Consider the following 18,170-nt stretch of genomic DNA (forward strand, 5'->3'; position numbering starts at 1 on the left):
GCGCCACCCCAGAAACGGCAGCGCCGCCCAGCGGGGACCCCGCTAGGCGGCGCTCGAAGACGGACGCGATAGTGCCGGTCAGGCCGCTTGAGCAGGAATGGCGTCGCCCGTGCGCATGACGCGGTTGTGCTCGTCCAGATACACCAAGGTCGGCTTGAATGCGTCCGCTTCGGCCTGGCTCATGCCCGCGTAGGCGCAGATGATGACGCGGTCTCCGGGCGCGGCCTTGTGAGCCGCGGCGCCATTCACCGAGATCACGCGAGAGCCTGCCGCGGCGCGAATCGCATAGGTCGTGAAGCGCTCCCCATTGGTCACGTTATAGATCTGGATCTGCTCGTACTCACGGATACCCGCTAGCTCGAGCAGGTCTTCGTCGATGGCGCAGGAGCCCTCGTAATCGACTTCGGCATGCGTCACGCACGCCCGATGCAGCTTGCACTTCAGCAAGGTCAGTTGCATGGATTCGTTCCTCTCTATGACCACTCGGGCCACGTCTTCACACGGATCTATGAAGACTATTTCATTTCGACTGCCGCTAGTCTACCGCAGCCTTTGCTGCAACGCAGCACTTGGTTATTGATCGACGCAGCAATGGTCATCCACCCGACCGATCGCTGCGAAACGACCAGGTTTTCAGACTGTTAATCGCGCCGCAACCACCCGCCTCCGAACAGAGCCGCTCTTCACTAAGCTCAGCCCAAGGAGTCCAGAGGACGCCTCAGCTGAAGGTTGTCGATGAGCCGCGCACGCCCGAGATAAGCGGCAGCCAGGATGACCAGCCGATCGTCCTGCGGGCAGGGCACACGCAGATCGACGGCAGAGCGAACGCTGACGTAGTCTGGCCGCAAGCCGGCCTCGGCAAGGCGCTCGCGCGCAGCCTCCTCCACGGCATCCACCGCCTGCCCCGCCCGGAGCGCATCCGCCGCCTGGCACAGCAGGCGATACAAGGCGGGCGCGCGCTCCCGCTCCTCCGGCTTGAGGTAGCCATTGCGCGAGCTCATGGCCAGACCGTCCGCCTCGCGGACGATCGGGACACCGACGATCTGCACGGGCATATCCAGATCCTCGACCATCCGGCGAATCACCATGAGCTGCTGAAAGTCCTTCTCGCCGAATAGCGCAACATCCGGCTGCACCATGTTGAGCAGCTTGCAAACGACGGTCGCGACCCCGACGAAGTGCCCCGGCCGGCTCGCGCCGCAGAGGATATCCGAGATTCCCGGCACCTCGACCCGCGTCTGCCCCTCCTGGCCACGCGGATAGACGACCTCGGGGGTTGGCGTGAAGACCAGGTCGCAGCCCTCGGCCTCGAGCTGCCGCATGTCTTCCGCGAGCGTGCGCGGATAGGCATTCAGATCCTCGCTCGGCCCGAACTGCAGCGGGTTCACGAAGATACTGACCACCACCCGCTCCGCGCGCGCGCGCGCCTCGCGCACCAGGGTCAGATGGCCCTGATGGAGATTACCCATGGTTGGCACCAAGGCCACCCGCTCGGACGCAGCCCGCCAGAGCGCAACCCTGGCTCGCAGCGCCGCAACACGCTCTACCTGATCCATTCCCATCGTCCGTTCAGCTCTTGGTCTCTTGAAGCGAGATTGCCGATCGGCAGCCGCGCAGCCAGTCGAAGAAGGCGTTGCGACGGCGCTGCCTCGACAGGCATCGGGGCGAGGGATCCACCGCCATCGACGCCTCGGCCGCTGCCTCTCTACGACATGCCTTCAGTAAGGCGTCTCAGCCTCGGCGGGGAAGGCGCCACTGCGGACGGCTTCGACATAGCCACGCACCGCGGACTCGATGGACCCGCAGCTCCCCAGAAAGTCTCGACTGAAGGAGGGCGCGCGCCCTGCGTTGAGACCGAGCATGTCGTAGAGGACCAGGACCTGACCATCGCAGCCAGGGCCTGCGCCAATCCCGATCACGGGAATCGACAGCGTGCGACTGATCTCGGCCGCAAGGGCCGCCGGAACACACTCCAGCACCAGCAGACTAGCCCCAGCATCCTGCATGGCGATGGCGTCGCGGCGGATCGACTCCGCGGATGCCTGGTCGCGCCCTTGAAAACGATAGCCGCCAAGGCGGTTCACGGATTGCGGCAGGAGTCCCAGATGCGCGCACACGGGCACGCCTTGCTCGGTCAACCGGCGCACAATATCCAGCATCGGCGCGCCACCCTCGAGCTTGACGACTTGGGCACCGCCTTCTTGCATGAGGCGGGCCGCGCTGTTCAGGGCGCGCTCAGGGCTGGTATAGGAGAGAAAGGGCAGGTCCGCAACGACCAGTGCCCGCTCACGACCCCGCGTGACGGCGGCGGTATGATAGACCATGTCATCCATGCCGACGGGCACCGTGGTTCGATGCCCCTGCAAGACCATGCCGAGCGAATCTCCAACCAGCATCAGATCGACGCCCACCGAATCGAGCAGGCGCGCGAAGCTCGCATCGTAGCAAGTCAGCGAAACAATGCGCTCTCCACGCCCCTTCATAGCAGCGAGGGTCGCGACGGATATGGGTGCAACAGACATCGGAAGCTCCGATCAGGGAGTAAAGTTAGCTGGGAGTAAAACGAGCTGGGAGCAAGGCTTGCTGGCACCAAGGCTTGCTGGGAGAAAGTTAGCTCGAAGATAGCGGTCGCCGCCAGGCCGCCGCGCCCTTTGCGACGCTAGCGGCAGCGCAAGGACGCGACAGACCGTCCCGATCGCCAGCAAGGGGCGAAAAGCGGCCTAGGAAGAGCCCGCGGACGGCTCGGCCGGCGCCTCACCCGAGGCTTGAGCGGACTTGCGCCGACGACGCGGACGGCGACGGCGACGACGCCCCGAATCGGTCATGCTCGCACGCTCTTGACTGCTCGCGTCCTGGAACTTGGTCCACCACTCCGCCAGCTCAGGATCGACCTCGCCAGCCTCGGCCCGCAAGAGCAGGAAGTCGTAGGCGGCCCGAAACCTCGGGTGGGTGATCAGGCGATAGGGGCGCTTGCCTTCACGCTGCTCGAGACGCGACTGCAGCGACCAAATCTCCCGCATCGGCAGCCCGAAGCGTTTCGGAATCGCGACGATCGACTGCTGCCGAGAGGCAACTTCGCCGGACGCGAGCAGCATGGCCTCATGCGCCGAGCCCTCCTCCGCCATCAGCTGCTCGAAGCGCTGACGCACCGGCTCCCACAACAAGACCGCGAACAGAAAAGCGGGCGTCACCGGCTTGGATGCCTGAATGCGCTTGTCCGTATTGGCGAGGCCACGACTGACGAAAGTAATGGGGAACGCCTGATCTTCCAGCGCGAGGCAGGCCTCTGTCGCCGGAAAGAGCTGACCGAAGAGCCCGTAGTGGCGCAGCTTCTCGAACACCTCCAGACCATAACCGGAATGGAAGAGCTTCAGCAGCTCGTCGAAGAGGCGGGCCGCCGCAATATCCTCTAGGAGCGGGCCGAGATCGAACAGCGGCTTCTCCGTCGCGGGCTCGACGGTAAAGCCCAGTTTGCAGGCGAAGCGCACCGCCCGCAGCATGCGCACCGGATCCTCGCGATAGCGCTGCTCGGGATCGCCGATCAGGCGAATGCGTCCGGCCTTGATGTCTTCGAGCCCGTTGACATAGTCGACCAGCGAGAAATCGGCGATGTCGTAGTAGAGCGCATTGATCGTGAAGTCTCGCCGCAGCGCGTCTTCCTCGATGGTGCCATAGGTGTTGTCGCGCACGATCATCCCATTCTCGAGGAGACGGTCGGCCGGCTCATCGTCCGCGCCGCTCCCCCGAAAGGTCGCCACCTCGACGATGTCGCGCCCGAAATGGACGTGCGCCAGCCTGAACCGCCGACCGATCAGCCGGCAGTTGCGAAAGACCTGACGCACCTGCTCCGGAGTGGCATCGGTTGCGACGTCGAAGTCCTTGGGCTCATGCCCGAGCAGCAGATCCCGCACGCCACCGCCGACCAGGTGAGCCTTGAAGCTCTCCTGGCGGAGGCGGTAGAGGACCTTCAGCGCATTCTCACTGATATTCGCCCGCGAAATATTGTGCTCCGGACGCGGAATGATGACTGGGCTGGGCGTCTGCGCCTTGCCGGAAAGGGGGCCGGATTCCTGCATGACCGTATTCGTTGGAGATTCCCTACAAGCTGAAGCGGCACCATGACCCGGCTCCGCGCGATCCCCCGCCCGCGAGCCCCTAGGACAGCCGACTGTCATTCGCCGGTCACGACCACTTGTGAAACAGAAATTGATGCGTATAATACGCGATTCTTGACGACATTACTGCTCTCTTCGTCTAGTGGTTAGGACGCTGGCCTCTCACGCCGGTAACAGGGGTTCGAATCCCCTAGAGAGCGCCAAACCCTTGAATCGAGCGCTGTCACCCTCGCGGTGACGGCGCTTTTTCATGCCCGCCCGCATAGCCAATCATCGCCGAGGGGCGCGCTCACCGCCCGAAAAGGCGGCCTCGATCATCGCTTGGTCCAAGCGCTTGCTCGGCGGAAGCGGCGCCTGAAATGCGCGGCGCCCACTCAACCGACTGGGCGTTCCGATAATCAACACCGAGAAGGGCAGACCAGGCCCCGAGCACAGCCCACAACCGCCAGAAGACTAGGCGAGCAGAAACCCCAAACGCAGACGGCGCCGGCAGCCAATGGCTACCAGCGCCGCACTGAATCGGCATGCGTCACTCGAGACCTAGGCGATCACGGCTCCACAGCGACCCCAACGGGGAAGCGGATTCGATCCGGACACCTCAAGGCACGAGTGAGGCGAGCTGCTTACTGCCAGCCCAGACCGACCGCGAACACGACAGCGTGGACCGCGATTGCCAGGACCAGCAGCGCGTAGAAGATCGGCATCAGCCAGGTCGCAGGATTGACGACGAGCCAGATTTTCCAATCGTCAGCTGGGTTGTTGGGCTTGCTCATGGGAAGGTCCTCTTTGTTGACCGTTTAGAACCAGGGATTGGCGGCGATGACGAGCAGGTGGGCAAGGGCGGCCAGACCGACGAACGCGGTATAGGTCACCTTGAACTGCTCGTGAAACTCTTTCGCCTGCTGCTCTGTCAGCCCGGAAAGACTGGGTCCAGCCATTGACTTGATCTCCTTGCTCGGGATACCGGTTTCGCGCCCCTTGCCTTTACCGCGACGGGACGCGGGGTTTTTCGCTTCAGCCATTAACGATGACTCAATTCAGGAACAAACAACTTCTGCGGCTCGCGCACGTACGCCGACATGACAGCCTCTGCCAACGACAAGGGCGGCGGGCCTGAGAAGAGCATCTCGACTCAGGAACCTGCTGAAGCGAGCCTGGCTGTCATCTTAACTTGACACCCGACGTTGTCAATATGAATTTACAAGCCAAGCCTTGAGCCAGGACAACAGGAGCCCGGTATCGGGATCAGGGAATCCCCAGCAGCTTGTGCAGCTGCAGACTCAGACGCCAGCGCGGATGCGCCTTGCAGTAGGCAAGGGCGGCCTCTGTGCTCGCCACCAGCTCAGCCCCATCCATCGGCTGCAGAAAGAAATGCCGGAACGCCAGCCCCTCGAGCGACTCGGGCGGGAGTGCGGGCTGCGGATAGACCAGCTTCAGCTCGTCGCCCGAGCGAATGACCAAGTCGCCCCCCGCCTTGGGACTCACACAGAGCCAGTCGATCCCAGCAGGCGGCTCACAGGTCCCGTTCGTCTCCACGGCAACCTCGCAGCCACGCGCGCGCAAGGCATCGACCAGTGCCGCGTCCAGCTGCAGCAGAGGCTCACCGCCGGTGCAGACGACATAGGGACGGACTGCCGCCGAGGCCTCGCACGGCCAAGTCGCCAGGATCTTGTCGGCCAAGGTCCGCGCATCGGCGTAGCGACCGCCGCCCTCGCCGTCCGTCCCGCGAAAATCGGTATCGCAGAACCGACACAGGGCCGCACTCCGGTCGGCCTCGCGACCCGACCAAAGATTGCAGCCCGCGAAGCGGCAGAAGACCGCCGGACGCCCCGCCTGGGCGCCCTCGCCCTGCAGGGTGTAGAAGATCTCCTTGACGAGGTAGCTCATGTGGGCAGCGCCGGCCCCAGCTCGCCCCAGCACAGAGAGGCACCACAGCCAGGCGTCTCGTGCAGGTCGATGCGGTCGAGCTGCGGCAGCTCGGCCGCGGCCGCCTCCCGCAGCCAGAGCACGAGCGCACCCGGGTCTGCCGAGGACAGCTGCGGAAGTGCGTCGAGGCGATGGTGATCGAGCTGCAGGTAGATCGGCTTGAACAAGGCCTTGACGTCACCATAGTCGACCGTCCAGCCGAAGACCTCATCTAGGGGCGCGGTCAGGTGCAGACGCAGCAGATAGCTGTGCCCGTGCAGCCGGCGCCGGCCATCACCCTCGGGGGCAGCCGCGAGCCGGAGGGCGCTCTCGAAACGCTGCTCCTTCCAGATGCGGTAGTGCTCGCCGTCATAGTGACAGCCAGCCGTCACCGTCTCGTAGACGGTCACCCAGGAGAGCGACGGCAGCTCCGGCTTGATGCGCTGCCAGATCCAGCTCGCCAGCATCTCGCTGGTGGGATTCTCCAGACCTGGGATGTCATTGAGACAGCCATGGTGCAGCTCCGCCTGAAGGGGCGCCCAGACCGCGCCGAGCTGATCGAAGTCCACCCCCATGTCGCGCCCGGCCAGATCCTGATTGGCATGCAGGATCACCTCGAAGCCGTGACCGTGCATCCGCCCGCACGGATGCCCCTCCGGCACCCTGGGAAGACGATGCGCGGCCTCGAAACGGAAGCGGCGCCAAACATGCACCTGCTCCGCGCCGTCCAGATCGGCACCCTGGTCGCGCGTGCTCTGGATGCCCAGGGACGCGATTCCGGGAGCGCCGAGCCGCTCGCGCAGCCAGCGCGCCAAGTTCTCGTCCGTCGGCACGGCCAGCACGGCATTGAGGTCGTTGTAATCCAAGGGCGCGACGCAGCGGCCGAGGGCTTCGCGGAGCTTATCGCCTTCGCCGCCGCGAAAGTCCGCCCAGCCCGCGGGAAGCTCGGCGCGCACCCGGGCGAGAAAGCTGTGGCCGTGCAAACGCCGGCAGGCATGCCCCTCGGGCAAGATGGCAACCCGCCGCGCCGCCTCGAAGGGCGCGGCGGCGACATGGAAGAGCCTTTCCGTCATGCCACCGCCCCGAAACGCGCCAGGAGCGGATCCACAGCACCAGCCTCGGCGAAGCCCTTGGCACGCAGCAGACAGGAATCGCATCGACCGCAGGGACGACCATCCGCGCCCGGGTCATAGCAGCTGCTCGTCAGGCCATAGTCGACACCCAGTGCGAGCCCCTGGCGAATGATCTCCGCCTTGGTGAGCTGGATCAGCGGCGTATGGATCTTGAAGGACTGCCGCCCCTCGACACCCGCGGCCGTGGCCAGGCTGGCCATCCGCTCGAAGGCGGCGATGTACTCCGGGCGACAGTCGGGATAGCCGGAGTAATCCAAGGCATTGACGCCGATGAAGATATCTCCAGCCTCGAGCACCTCCGCCCAAGCGAGCGCAAAGGACAAGAAGACGGTATTCCTCGCGGGGACATAGGTAACTGGAATCCCCTCGGCCATGGCATCGGGATCCCGCCCCTTGGGCACCTCCAGGGCACTCGTCAGCGCCGAGCCTCCGAAGCGCCGCAGGTCGATCTCGGCGATCACGTGCTCGGCCACGTCAATCGCCTCCGCCACACGCGCGGCCGCGTCCAGCTCCACCGCATGGCGCTGACCATAGCGGAAAGACAGCGCGAATGGCTTGAAGCCCTGGGATCTCGCGATCGCGAGCGTGGTCGTAGAGTCGAGGCCGCCGCTCAGAAGCACCACGGCAGGTTTCATGTAATCTCCTCTTGCTCGGGTCCTGAGTGCTCGAGCGCCGGGTTGTCAAACGCACCCACCTTCGTGCAACACTGACCCGGAGTTATCAGTCGATCGGACTTTTCGCGATGTCAGGAAATCGAATCAAACTTTGGGATCTCCCCACCCGCCTCCACCACTGGCTGCTCGTCGTCTTCGTCGCCCTTGCCTTCGCGACTGGACTGACGGGGGGGAATTGGATGGTCTGGCACGGCAGGATCGGACTCGCAATCCTTGGTCTGCTGGCCTTCAGACTCGTCTGGGGATTCGTCGGCTCGACCTATGCCCGCTTCGGCCAGTTCGTTCGCGGGCCCGGGAGCGTCCTGGACTATGTGCGGGGCCGCTGGCACGGCGTCGGCCACAACCCGCTCGGCGCATTCTCCGTGCTCGCCTTGCTGGCCCTTTTCCTCGCGCAGAGCCTGCTGGGACTGGTCGCCACCGATGACATTGCCTTCAAGGGGCCGCTCTATAGCATCCTGTCCATGGACACGGCCGACTGGGCCAGCCGGCTGCACCGCCAGATGATCTGGGTGCTCGGCGCACTGGTCGTCCTGCACATCTGCGCCACTCTCTTCTATACCTTCGTGCGCAAGGACAACATCATCCGCCCCATGGTCACCGGCGACAAGACGGTCGAGGACGGGGGCGCGGCATCCGCCACTGGCGGCGGGATCATCGCCTTCCTCATCGCACTTGCCGTCGCGGCGGCAGTGGTGTGGATCGCCAATGGCGGCCTGCTTCCACCCCCTCCCCCTCCGCCGCCACCAGGAACCCTACCCAGCTGGTAGTCTCAGCCTCCTGAAACGACAGGGGCCGCCCCTTGAGGCGGCCCCTGTCGCATCGAGCCAAGCCTTTTGGATCAGTCGTCGGCGCGATACTTCTTGTGGCAGGCCTTGCAAGCCTGGCCGAGATCGCCGAAGGCGGTCTTCACCGCGCCCGCATCGCCACCAGCAGCTGCCTCGGCGAGATTATCGGCGGCCGTCTTGAAGTCGCCCGCCAGCTTGCCGACGTCCTGCATGTTCTCGAAAAGCTCCGGCTTCACGCGGGTCTTGACGTCACCAACGTCTTTGTCCGTGCCCGGCCCATAGAGCGCACCCATGCCGGAGTTGGCGATCGCGGCAATCGCATTGGCCGCGGCCTTGACCTGATCGGCGTCATAGTCGCCCTGCAGGCTCGCTTTGATCTTGCCCATGTTCCAGCCCATGAAGGTGTAGCCGGCCTGACGGGTCTCGATCTGCTCCTCGGGGGACAAGGCGCCAGCGAGGGCGCTACCAGCGAGCGTGGCAGCCATGAGACCAACAGCAGTGGTGGCAAGGAAAGGTTTCATTCAGACAATCTCCGTTTTGATAGACAACCGAAAAAATGCTCCTTCTCGCAACGCGCCGGATCTTGGCCGCTGTCATGCGGCCCCTATTCGGGGCATTCGACGGCAGGCGAGCACTCCCGCCCGCAGCAGGACGCCTTGCGAGACAGCCCAGTCTCAAGGTCTTGCTGCCGCCTGCTCGAAAACAGGCAGGGGCATCCGCAGGGCCGCGCAGATGGCCCGGAGCAGCTCGAGCTCGACTGCCGCGACCTGCCCGTCGGCCATGACCGTCGCGGCCATGGCACCGAGCAGGCGCCGCTTGTCCGGCAATCGGACCCCATCCAGCTTTGCGAGCGCCGCGTCGAGCCGCGTCGACCAGGCCCGCTCGAGCCAGTCGGCGTCGAGCCAGTCCTCTTTGATGGCGTCGATCGCCTGAGGTTTCACCCCCAAGCGAGATAATCCCGCGACGAGCGCCGCATGCGCAGATGCCCGGTCGGCGTGACCATGGTGCGACAAGATCATGAGGAGGTCGAAAACTTCGCGCGTGCTCTGGGAGAGCTTACCGCTTCCGCCAGGGCCGCTGCGTGAAGGATTGAGGACATCCTCCACTTGACGCTCCAACAGCTTGGCAACGGCATATTCGAACAGCTCCACACGGCCATCGGCATGGATCAAGCGATCGACCAATCCCCGCAGCGCGGTCAGGTCGCGCTCGGGCCGTCGCCGCAATGTCGGGAAGGCGATCTCCAGTAAGGGGATCCTCAGCTCGGGATCGATCCGGGGCGTTTCCTTGAGGAGCATCGCAACCTGCCCCTCGACCTCCTGCCCCAGGTCCTCGCTGACCATCAGGAGCTGGCGCTCGCGCACCTCTGGATCGGCATCCATGAGGAGATAACAGACGACGGCCAGCACCCACTCCTGCGAATGCGCGGCGCGCTCCAGTGTGCGTGGAATGGCCGCGGCGAGCAAGCCGGCAAGCATCACCTGGCCGAGCCCCGGCTGGCCGATGGTCTCGATCAGCTTGTCCGCGTCCAGGGTGAAGCCGCCCGTTTCGGCCGAAGCCGATTTCCCTTGCTGCTCGCGTGAGACATCGGCGCTCGTCGTCCGCGCCTGAGACTCACGCTGCATCCGGGCCGCAACCTCGGTCAGCTCACGCGGGTCGAAGCGCGGCTGGATCGCACGGATGCGGTCGACCAGGGGCGGATGCGTCGCGAACAGCTGACGCGACAGTCCCTTGGCGAAGAGCATGTGCGTGACCTCCTCCGGGTCCGCCTGCAGCGTGGAGCCGTACCCGGATGCGCCGATCTTCTTCAGTGCCCCCGCGATGCCCTCGGGCTGACGCGTGAACTGGACTGCCGAGGCATCCGCGAGATACTCCCGCTGGCGCGAGACCGAGGCCTTGATGAGCCGGCCGAAGAAGAGCCCGACATAGCCGACGACCACCAGCGCGAGACCGATGGACAGCGCGCCACGATCGTTCCGGCTGCTCGAGTGACGCCCGGAGCCGATCAGGAAACGGCCGACCAGCGCAAGGATGAGGATCCCGAAGAGGATCCCCATCAAGCGGATGTTCAGGCGCATGTCGCCGTTGAGGATATGCCCGAACTCGTGGGCCACCACGCCTTGCAGCTCATCTCGAGTCAATGCCTCCAGGGTGCCCTGGGTCACGGCGACGGCGGCGTCCGAGGGCGTCCAGCCGGCAGCGAAGGCGTTGATCCCCGGCTCGCGGTCCAGTACGTAGATCTCAGGCACGGGCACGCCAGAGGCGATGGCCATCTCCTCCACGACGTTGCGCAGACGGCGCCGGAGCGGATCCGTGGTATCCGGCGTGACCAGTGTCCCGCCGAGGCCGCGCGCCACCGAGCCGCCACCGCCCCGCAGCGTCAGGATCCGAATCTGGCTGGTCAGCCCGATCCCGCCCGCCGTCAGCAGCGAAACCCAAAACAGCAAGCCCAGATTCGGATCCACGTAGGTTTCGAAAAGGCCAGGCATCGCCCCGCTCTCGGCGTAGTCCGGCAGGCGGGAGACGTTGGCCATCCCCTGATAGGTCCCGAAAAACACCAGCGCCACGGCGTCGACGAGGACCACGATTACGATCAAAGCCAAGGCAAAGAGCCCGACCAGCCCCCAGGTCCGGCGACGCGCTCGAGCCTGATGCTCGAAGAAGTTCATGGCCGTCTACTGAAACGAGACCTGAACCGCCTCGCGCTTCTCGGGCGCCTCGATCTCGAGCAGCTGAGCCGGCTGGAAGCTGAAGGTATTGGCGACCAGATTGCCTGGGAACATCTCGCGGCGGTTGTTGTAGGTCATGACCGCATCGTTGAAGGCCTGGCGCGCAAAGGCGACACGATTCTCCGTGCTCACCAGCTCTTCCGAGAGCTGCATCATGTTCTGATTCGCCTTGAGATCCGGATAGGACTCCGAGAGTGCGAAGAGTCGCCCGAGGGCACCGGAGAGTCCCTGCTCGGACTCGGACAGCCGGCGCATGGCGTCTGCGTTGGAAGGATCCGCAGCCGCCTGACGCAGGCTGCCCACCGCCTGATTGCGCGCCTGGATGACCGCCTCCAGCGTCTCGCGCTCATGCTGCATATAGCGCTCGGCGACCTTGACCAGGTTCGGGATGAGGGCGTACCGACGCGTCAGCTGCACGTCGATCTGCGCGAAGGCGTTCTTATAGGCATTACGCGCGCCGACCAAGCCGTTGTAGACAACGACGACGAAGATCACTAGCAGAACCAGAATCCCAAGAAACACCCATCCCATCTTCAAGCCTCCTCTAGGCGAAGCCGGATCCCAGTGACCCGGCCCGCTGCAAGTCTAATCGGATGCAGCCCGCCGCGAGAACCGCCGCAGTCGGCCCGCGGCCAAGCCCAGGCCCACGGAAAATCCAGCGGCCGCCAAGCGGGCATGGACATCAGGAGCCAACGCGAGTATATTTGCGCGCTCGCTGCCGGCCGGCCAAGCTAGCCAGCAGCGTCCCGGAGAGGTGCCGGAGTGGTCGAACGGGCTTGACTCGAAATCAAGTGACTCGCTTGCGGGTCCGTGGGTTCGAATCCCACCCTCTCCGCCAGATCAATGACTTATAGTTGACGCGGCGATCGGCAACCTGTAAGTTGTGGCAAATCAGGCACAGATGCCAAGTCGACGCGTTCGCACTCATGCAGATCGGTCGCGCAGGCAGATTGCAGCACAGACAGATGCGGGGTGGAGCAGTCAGGCAGCTCGTCGGGCTCATAACCCGAAGGTCGTAGGTTCAAATCCTGCCCCCGCTACCATACAGATGAAGGGCCTAGAGGCTTCGCCTCTAGGCCCTTTTCTTTTGCGGCCCCTTATGTCAGCAGGATGTCAGATCTCTTCAGACTTCGTCCCCGCTCGGCCTTTCCTGTTTGGCGCCCCTCGACCGACCCGCCTTTCCCTGATCTCCAGCATTGATGCCCTTCAGCGGAACAGCAGGGCAGGCGTGGAACACGCTCTGACCCTAAGGAGCTGCCCAGGTTTTGTTTCCCGATTCGGGTCTCTGGTGACGCAGCTCCAGCTGCGTCACCCGCGATCGGCTGGCGCGGCTGAGGCCATGAGTGCCTTGGCGGTTCGAATTTCCGGCTCCAGGGCTGATAGAGAGCAGCCCGGGCCCGCGAGGCTTGGCAAGGAGTCAATCAGAGGGGACGGGAGCGGGCGCCCCCATGACGAGGACGCGCCCGATAGGCTTGGCTAGTCGACGAGATAGATCTCGACGCGGCGGTTCTTGCTGCGACCCGCCGCCGTGGCATTGGTCGCGATGGGGCGGGCCGAGCCGATACCCTCGGCCTGCATGCGATCCGGATCGACACCGCGCTCGATCAAGGCTTGCTGCACGGCTTGCGCCCTCTGCTGAGACAGATTGAGATTCAGCTCGTCACTACCGACGCTGTCCGTGTGGCCTTCGATTCGCACAGAAAGCCCCTCTTCCTTGTCCAGAAGGGCAGAGATCCGATCGAGACTCCCCAGCTCGCCTGCCGGCAGCGTCGCTCTGCCCGGGAGGAAGCGCAGCTCGCTCTCGGCAAGCCGCAGTAAGAGCCCGCGATCCGTATAGGTTCCATTCAGCTGCGCGAAGCTCGCCTCGCGCTCGCGCATCCGCTCCAGCGCGACCTCCAGCTCGCGCGCCTCGTCCGCAGCCCGACGGGCCAGCTCGAGCTCGTCTTCGAGCGCACCGATCCGCCCCTTGGCCGCCTCAAGCTCGGCGCTCGAGCCTGGCTCGGTCTCCGCGAGCGTCTCCTGCAGTTGCGCCTGGACGTCCGTCAGTTGCTCCTTCAGGCCCTCGATCTCGTCGCGCAGCTTGGACTGCGCCTGCTCCGCCTGAGCGCGCTCCTCCTCCAGGCTGGCCTGGAGCGACTCCACTTGGCCGCGAGCGTCAGACTCACCCTGGTCGTCGCCGTCCGCAACCACAGCCACCTCGGCCGCCGCCTTCAGCTCGGCCACCTGCTGCTTGGTCGACTCCAGCGCGGCCTCCGTCTCCCCAAGGCGCTCCTGAAGCGCCGCGACCGCCGCCTCATGTTGGAGCAGAAGGGCCTCGCGCACCTCGGCCTCGGCCGCAAGCTGGGCCTCCAGCGCAGCCTTGTCCTCAGCCGAGGCATCCTCGCCGACGGACTCGGCGGCCGCGGCCTCCGCCTCCTGAAGCTGCGCCCGCACGCCCCCCAGCTCGGCCTGGGCCTCGGCGAGCTGCTGCTCCATGGTGGCATAGCCCGCCTTCATGGATGCCAGCTCGGCCTTGGATTCCTGAAGCTCTCCGCCGACGCTATCGCACTGTTCCTGGAAGGCCTCGACGACAGGTAGGACGCCCGCCTCCTGTGCCGCACGCAGCAGGCTCTCGTCCATCGGCGTGGTTCGAGCCAGCTCGACACGCTCGTTCAGGTGACGCTCCAAGGCCTCGATCTTTGCCTGATGCTCCGCCTCGGTCTTCGCGATCGCCTCATTGATCTTGCCCAGATTCGCCTCGAGCTCGGCGACTTGCTTCTTGGCCTCATCATAGCTGGCTTCCACCGAGGCTAGACGCGCCGCAAGCTGGTCCCGCTCGCCCTGGAGCTCATTGAAGCGCTGCTGCTCGGCCGCCAGCTGGGCCGCATGCGCGTCCTTGAGGTCCGCCATCGCCTGCTCGAGCTCGGTCTTCGCTTGCGCATAATCGGCGACCTGCTCGACCACGCGGCGATTCTCGTCCGTGTGCAGCTGCTTGAGCCCCGCAATCTCGGCGCGAGCCGCCTCTTGGGCCTTTTCCGACTCCTGTCGCCGCGCTTCCGCCTCCTTGACCTCTTCGCGCGTCTTTTCGAGGAGCGCATCCTTTTCGGCGATCTGCGCATAGAGCTGATCGTCGTACCACTCATAGAGGACGTAGACGCCGAGCAGGAGCAGCAGCAGAAAGATGGCGAGGGATTTCCAGAACGAAATTCTGGGATCGGACATCATGACCTCCTTGGGGTACGGGGTTGACGGCGCGAAGCCGCGCGTCTTTGTACGCGATCGTTATACTCGTTTGGCGCCGAATAATGCCCGCGCGGGCGGAGATTTGAAACCCTCGGCGCGGCCCCGCCTTAGGCGATTGCCGGAAATTCTTGTACCAGCTGGCGCCGGATTGAGGCCCTCCTTCAAGGAGCGCCCGCAGGAGCATCGCCGGGCGATGTGCCTGGCGGGGCGACACAGAAGGCGGGCGTCAAGACAAGCGAGATGGTAGGGGAGTTGACAGAGATCGCCCTATTGAAGCCCCACGGCCGTCATCGCCTGCTGCGCGATCTCGAGCTCTTCGTTGGTTGGAATCACCAGGACCTTCACCTCCCCCGCGTCTGCGCTGACGCAGCGCTCGCCCCGCGCATCGGTCGCTTCATTGGCGGCGTCATCGATCAGGATGCCAAGCCGCTGCAGGCCACCGCAGGCGCGCGCGCGGATCTTCGCCGAGTTCTCACCAATCCCGCCAGTGAAGACCAGGGCATCGACCCGACCGAGCTCGGCGTAATAGGCGCCGATGTATTTCTTGAGCCGGTGCACGGTCACCCCGATGGCAAGCTCCGCAGGCTCGTTACCCTCGGCGGCCAAGCGGTCGATCTCGCGCATGTCGTTGACCCCGCAGATCCCGAGCAGACCGCTCTCCCGGTTCAGCAGGCGGTCGACCTGATCCGCGTCCAGGCCCAGATTCTTCCAGAGGAAGATGAGCACGGCCGGATCGATGTCGCCCGAGCGCGTGCCCATCACCAGGCCCTCCAGCGGGGTCAGGCCCATGGAGGTATCGACGCAGGCGCCGGCGCGGATCGCCGCCGCACTCGCCCCGTTGCCGAGATGCAGGGTGATCATATTGCACTGGCTCAACGGCTTGCCGAGGACGGTCGCGGCGCGCTTGGCGACATAGAAGTGCGAGGTGCCGTGGAAGCCGTATCGGCGGATGCGATGCTCGGTGTAAAGGTGCTCCGGGATGGCGTACCTATAGGCGGTCGGCGCCATCGTCTGATGGAAGGCGGTATCGAAGACGGCCACGGAGGGCACCTTGGGGAAGAGCTGGCGCGCGACCTCGATGCCGGCGAGATGCCCCGGATTGTGCAAAGGCGCCAAGGGGACCACGTCGCGGATCGCCTCGACCACGGCGTCGTCGACGATGACGGGCTTGTTGAAATGCGGGCCGCCATGGACCACGCGATGACCGATGGCGGCCAGCTCGGAGACGTCGGCGAGCGCGCCACTGTCGCGCAGGCAGGCGACGATGTTGTCGATGCCCTGGGCATGCGTCGGGATGGCGCGCGTCTCCTGAGTGGCGTCCTGACTCCCGTCCGGCGTCAGCCAGTTGTGCTTGACCTCGCCCTCGGGCTCGCCGATGCGCGCGACCATGCCGTTGGCGATGGACTCCCAATCCTCGCTGCGAAAGAGCTGGTACTTGATCGAGGAGCTCCCCGAATTGAGAACCAAGACCTTCATGACGCAACCTCCTTGGGCTGGGCGTCGCGCTCGGTCTGAGCCTGGATCGCGGTGATGGCGACGGTATTGACGATGTCGGTCACGGTACAGCCTCGGCTAAGGTCATTGACCGGCTTGTTGAGCCCCTGAAGCACAGGCCCGATGGCGACCGCGCCCGCGCTGCGCTGCACGGCCTTATAGGTGTTGTTGCCGGTATTGAGGTCCGGGAAGATGAGCACGGTCGCCCGGCCGGCGACCTCGCTGCCGGGCATCTTGGAGCGGCCGACATCCATATCGACCGCCGCGTCGTACTGGATCGGCCCCTCGAGCTTCAGGTCGGGACGCAGCTCGCGCGCAATGCTCACCGCCTCGCGCACGCGCTCGACGTCCTGGCCCTTGCCGGAGCTGCCGCTGGAGTAGGACAGCATGGCGATGCGCGGCTCGATACCGAACGCGGCCGCCGTCGCCGCCGAGGTGATGGCAATGTCGGCAAGCTCTTCCGCGCTCGGGTTCGGGTTCACCGCGCAATCGCCATAGACCAGCACACGGTCGGGCAGGCACATGAAGAAGACACTCGAGACCAGCTTCACGTCGGGCTTGGTCTTGACCGTCTCGAAGGACGGCCGGATGGTGTGCTGCGTGGTATGGACCGCGCCAGACACCATGCCGTCGGCGTCGCCGACATAGACCATGAGGGTGCCGAAGTAGCTGACGTCCTCAAGCACGTCGTGGGCCATCTGCTCCGAGATGCCCTTGTGCTTGCGCAGCTCGTAGTAGATGGCGGCGTAGCGGTCGCGATCCGGCGAGGTCGCCGGGTCGATGATCTGGATGTCGTCGAGCTTGAGGCCGAGCTCGCCGATGCGCCGGCGAATCTTGTCCGGATTGCCAAGCAGCACCAGATCCGCCACCTGGCGCAGCGTCAGGATCTCGGCCGCGCGCAGGATGCGCTCGTCGCTGCCCTCGGGCAGCACGATCCGCTGGCGCCGCGACTTGGCGCGGCGGATCAGCTCGTACTCGAACATCAGCGGCGTCACCCGCTCATGCTGGTGGATGGCCATGTGCCCGCGCAGCTCTTCGACGTCGATTCGACTCTCGAAGAGACCCAAGGCGGCAGCGATCTTGCGGTCGTCGCCGGGGAGGATGGTCGCCTCGATCCGATTGACGTACATGGCCGTGGTGAAGGTGTCGTGAGGCACTTGCAGGATGGCGACCTTGGTGCGGCGCAGACCCTCGATCAGCCGCTGGACCTTTTCGGCCGGCCGAATGCCGCCGGTCAACAGCAGCCCAGCGACACGGGGGAAGGCGGAGGAGGCGTCCGCCGCCAAGCTGGTCACGATGATGTCGGAGCGGTCCCCAGGGGTGATGATGAGACAGCCGTCCTCGACATAGTTGAGGAAGTCCGGGATCTCCATGGCCGCGATCTTGTAGTTGGACACGACCTGATTCATGGCGTCGCCCTCGCCATAGAGGGATTCGGCATTCATCACCTGGCGAATCTCGCCGACCGTGGGCCGGCCGAGCGCGGACCGCTCCGGAAAGACGTAGACCTTCTCCGTCTCGCTCAGCAGCTGCTGCGCGCGCAGCTCGACCGCGTCCATGCAGTCCGGAGCGACCCCGTTGATGATGGTCGCGATGAAATCGCTGCCGCGCTCACGCATCAGCTCATGGGCGATGTTGAGGGCGTCCACGGCCTCCTGGGGCGAGCGCCCGAACCCCTTGACCACGACGATCATGCCGCAGCCGAAATTGTTCGCCAGATCCGCGTTGAAGCCGAACTCGAGCGCGGGAATGAGGCCGTTGTAGTCCGTGCCCGCGCAGACGACGATATCGCACCGCTCCTCGAGCATCTTGAACTTGTTCATGATGAGCTTGAGCAGCTCTTCGTAGTGCCCGGTGCCGATCAGCTGGCGCGCCGTCTCCACGGTGCAGCCGTAGAGCATCTCGGGGGAGAAGGGCAAGTCGTAGCGGCTGCGGATCAAGGCCGTGAGATTGTCCGGCTCCGCCCCTCTCGGCGCGAAGGGCCGGAAAAAGCCGACCTTGCGGTTCACGGCAGAGAGCATCTCCATGATTCCGAGAACAACGACGGACTTGCCACTGCCTGAGCCGGCACCGGCGATATAGATGCTTTGCATGGATCTCCTTCTTCAGGAAC

15 protein-coding genes, 3 tRNA genes and 1 pseudogene are annotated in these 18,170 nt (G+C 64.9%); 4 read left to right on the plus strand and 15 right to left on the minus strand.

Translation table 11 applies throughout. From position 1 onward, the window contains the following. Window positions 1-78 precede the first annotated feature (78 nt). The 4 genes from panD to pcnB all read right to left on the minus strand — a co-directional run bounded on the left by panD (window position 79) and on the right by pcnB (window position 4,076). Entirely contained in the window at window positions 79-459 is a 381-nt protein-coding gene (panD, locus tag G3446_RS08470) for an aspartate 1-decarboxylase (RefSeq protein ID WP_164452400.1), read from the minus strand. 233 nt (window positions 460-692) lie between these two features. After that, complete coding sequence (gene panC / locus G3446_RS08475; RefSeq protein WP_209262317.1) at window positions 693-1,556, minus strand: pantoate--beta-alanine ligase; 864 nt, start codon at window positions 1,554-1,556, stop codon at window positions 693-695. A 162-nt stretch (window positions 1,557-1,718) separates the two neighbouring features. Further along, a complete protein-coding gene (gene panB / locus G3446_RS08480) occupies window positions 1,719-2,522 on the minus strand; it encodes a 3-methyl-2-oxobutanoate hydroxymethyltransferase (protein ID WP_164452402.1) in 804 nt (267 codons plus the stop codon). Between the two features lie 198 nt (window positions 2,523-2,720). Next, on the minus strand, window positions 2,721-4,076 hold the full coding sequence (pcnB, locus tag G3446_RS08485; protein WP_164452403.1) for a polynucleotide adenylyltransferase PcnB: 1,356 nt from the start codon (window positions 4,074-4,076) through the stop codon (window positions 2,721-2,723). A 167-nt stretch (window positions 4,077-4,243) separates the two neighbouring features. On the opposite strand from pcnB, the gene G3446_RS08490 reads away from it, so the two are divergent. Beyond that, window positions 4,244-4,318 (plus strand) — tRNA-Glu (locus tag G3446_RS08490). A gap of 420 nt (window positions 4,319-4,738) precedes the next feature. Here G3446_RS08490 and pufA read toward each other — a convergent pair. The 5 genes and pseudogenes from pufA to queC form a co-directional block, all read right to left on the minus strand. Further along, window positions 4,739-4,888 (minus strand): light-harvesting antenna LH1, alpha subunit, encoded by a 150-nt coding sequence (gene pufA, locus G3446_RS08495; RefSeq protein WP_164452404.1) that lies wholly within the window; start codon window positions 4,886-4,888, stop codon window positions 4,739-4,741. A 24-nt stretch (window positions 4,889-4,912) separates the two neighbouring features. Next, entirely contained in the window at window positions 4,913-5,053 is a 141-nt protein-coding gene (pufB, locus tag G3446_RS08500; RefSeq protein ID WP_164452405.1) for a light-harvesting antenna LH1, beta subunit, read from the minus strand. 307 nt (window positions 5,054-5,360) lie between these two features. Next, a complete protein-coding gene (gene queE / locus G3446_RS08505) occupies window positions 5,361-6,002 on the minus strand; it encodes a 7-carboxy-7-deazaguanine synthase (protein WP_164452406.1) in 642 nt (213 codons plus the stop codon). Beyond that, window positions 5,999-7,093: a 6-carboxytetrahydropterin synthase gene (locus G3446_RS08510; protein WP_164452407.1), complete on the minus strand. Its 1,095-nt coding sequence runs from the start codon at window positions 7,091-7,093 to the stop codon at window positions 5,999-6,001. Before G3446_RS08510 ends, queE begins: the two co-directional genes overlap by 4 nt. Further along, a pseudogene (gene queC / locus G3446_RS08515) lies at window positions 7,090-7,806 on the minus strand (7-cyano-7-deazaguanine synthase QueC); the annotation flags it as partial. The pseudogene queC and the gene G3446_RS08510, both read right to left, overlap by 4 nt. A gap of 89 nt (window positions 7,807-7,895) precedes the next feature. Between queC and G3446_RS08520 the strand changes: the two are divergent. After that, window positions 7,896-8,594 (plus strand): cytochrome b/b6 domain-containing protein, encoded by a 699-nt coding sequence (locus tag G3446_RS08520; RefSeq protein WP_164452409.1) that lies wholly within the window; start codon window positions 7,896-7,898, stop codon window positions 8,592-8,594. Window positions 8,595-8,665: 71 nt separating this feature from the next. Here G3446_RS08520 and G3446_RS08525 read toward each other — a convergent pair whose 3' ends face one another. The 3 genes from G3446_RS08525 to G3446_RS08535 form a co-directional block, all read right to left on the minus strand. Then, a complete protein-coding gene (locus G3446_RS08525) occupies window positions 8,666-9,133 on the minus strand; it encodes a c-type cytochrome (RefSeq protein ID WP_164452410.1) in 468 nt (155 codons plus the stop codon). A 153-nt stretch (window positions 9,134-9,286) separates the two neighbouring features. Continuing rightward, the gene (locus G3446_RS08530) at window positions 9,287-11,281 is read right to left on the minus strand and encodes a M48 family metallopeptidase (RefSeq protein ID WP_164452411.1); all 1,995 of its coding nucleotides are present in this window, start codon (window positions 11,279-11,281) and stop codon (window positions 9,287-9,289) included. A gap of 6 nt (window positions 11,282-11,287) precedes the next feature. Next, on the minus strand, window positions 11,288-11,872 hold the full coding sequence (locus G3446_RS08535) for a LemA family protein (protein ID WP_164452412.1): 585 nt from the start codon (window positions 11,870-11,872) through the stop codon (window positions 11,288-11,290). 217 nt (window positions 11,873-12,089) lie between these two features. On the opposite strand from G3446_RS08535, the gene G3446_RS08540 reads away from it, so the two are divergent. Beyond that, window positions 12,090-12,179 (plus strand) — tRNA-Ser (locus G3446_RS08540). A gap of 128 nt (window positions 12,180-12,307) precedes the next feature. Then, a tRNA-Met gene (locus tag G3446_RS08545) sits at window positions 12,308-12,384 on the plus strand. A 433-nt stretch (window positions 12,385-12,817) separates the two neighbouring features. Here G3446_RS08545 and G3446_RS08550 read toward each other — a convergent pair. The 3 genes from G3446_RS08550 to pta form a co-directional block, all read right to left on the minus strand. Continuing rightward, window positions 12,818-14,542 carry an OmpA family protein gene (locus tag G3446_RS08550; RefSeq protein WP_164452413.1) on the minus strand — a complete coding sequence of 575 codons (1,725 nt, stop codon included), beginning with the start codon at window positions 14,540-14,542 and terminating at the stop codon, window positions 12,818-12,820. A gap of 288 nt (window positions 14,543-14,830) precedes the next feature. Further along, on the minus strand, window positions 14,831-16,039 hold the full coding sequence (locus tag G3446_RS08555; protein ID WP_164452414.1) for an acetate/propionate family kinase: 1,209 nt from the start codon (window positions 16,037-16,039) through the stop codon (window positions 14,831-14,833). Then, window positions 16,036-18,150 (minus strand): phosphate acetyltransferase, encoded by a 2,115-nt coding sequence (gene pta / locus G3446_RS08560; protein WP_164452415.1) that lies wholly within the window; start codon window positions 18,148-18,150, stop codon window positions 16,036-16,038. The genes G3446_RS08555 and pta overlap by 4 nt, the downstream gene beginning before the upstream one ends. Window positions 18,151-18,170 lie beyond the last annotated feature (20 nt).

Source organism: Thiorhodococcus minor, from assembly GCF_010820565.1.
Classification (GTDB): Bacteria; Pseudomonadota; Gammaproteobacteria; order Chromatiales; family Chromatiaceae; genus Thiorhodococcus; species Thiorhodococcus minor.

Coding starts and splice junctions, on each gene's coding strand:
- panD (WP_164452400.1), bottom strand. CDS start 459: ATGCAACTGACCTTGCTGAAGTGCAAGCTGCATCGGGCGTGCGTGACG.
- panC (WP_209262317.1), bottom strand. CDS start 1,556: ATGGATCAGGTAGAGCGTGTTGCGGCGCTGCGAGCCAGGGTTGCGCTC.
- panB (WP_164452402.1), bottom strand. CDS start 2,522: ATGTCTGTTGCACCCATATCCGTCGCGACCCTCGCTGCTATGAAGGGG.
- pcnB (WP_164452403.1), bottom strand. CDS start 4,076: ATGCAGGAATCCGGCCCCCTTTCCGGCAAGGCGCAGACGCCCAGCCCA.
- pufA (WP_164452404.1), bottom strand. CDS start 4,888: ATGAGCAAGCCCAACAACCCAGCTGACGATTGGAAAATCTGGCTCGTC.
- pufB (WP_164452405.1), bottom strand. CDS start 5,053: ATGGCTGGACCCAGTCTTTCCGGGCTGACAGAGCAGCAGGCGAAAGAG.
- queE (WP_164452406.1), bottom strand. CDS start 6,002: ATGAGCTACCTCGTCAAGGAGATCTTCTACACCCTGCAGGGCGAGGGC.
- G3446_RS08510 (WP_164452407.1), bottom strand. CDS start 7,093: ATGACGGAAAGGCTCTTCCATGTCGCCGCCGCGCCCTTCGAGGCGGCG.
- G3446_RS08520 (WP_164452409.1), top strand. CDS start 7,896: ATGTCAGGAAATCGAATCAAACTTTGGGATCTCCCCACCCGCCTCCAC.
- G3446_RS08525 (WP_164452410.1), bottom strand. CDS start 9,133: ATGAAACCTTTCCTTGCCACCACTGCTGTTGGTCTCATGGCTGCCACG.
- G3446_RS08530 (WP_164452411.1), bottom strand. CDS start 11,281: ATGAACTTCTTCGAGCATCAGGCTCGAGCGCGTCGCCGGACCTGGGGG.
- G3446_RS08535 (WP_164452412.1), bottom strand. CDS start 11,872: ATGGGATGGGTGTTTCTTGGGATTCTGGTTCTGCTAGTGATCTTCGTC.
- G3446_RS08550 (WP_164452413.1), bottom strand. CDS start 14,542: ATGTCCGATCCCAGAATTTCGTTCTGGAAATCCCTCGCCATCTTTCTG.
- G3446_RS08555 (WP_164452414.1), bottom strand. CDS start 16,039: ATGAAGGTCTTGGTTCTCAATTCGGGGAGCTCCTCGATCAAGTACCAG.
- pta (WP_164452415.1), bottom strand. CDS start 18,150: ATGCAAAGCATCTATATCGCCGGTGCCGGCTCAGGCAGTGGCAAGTCC.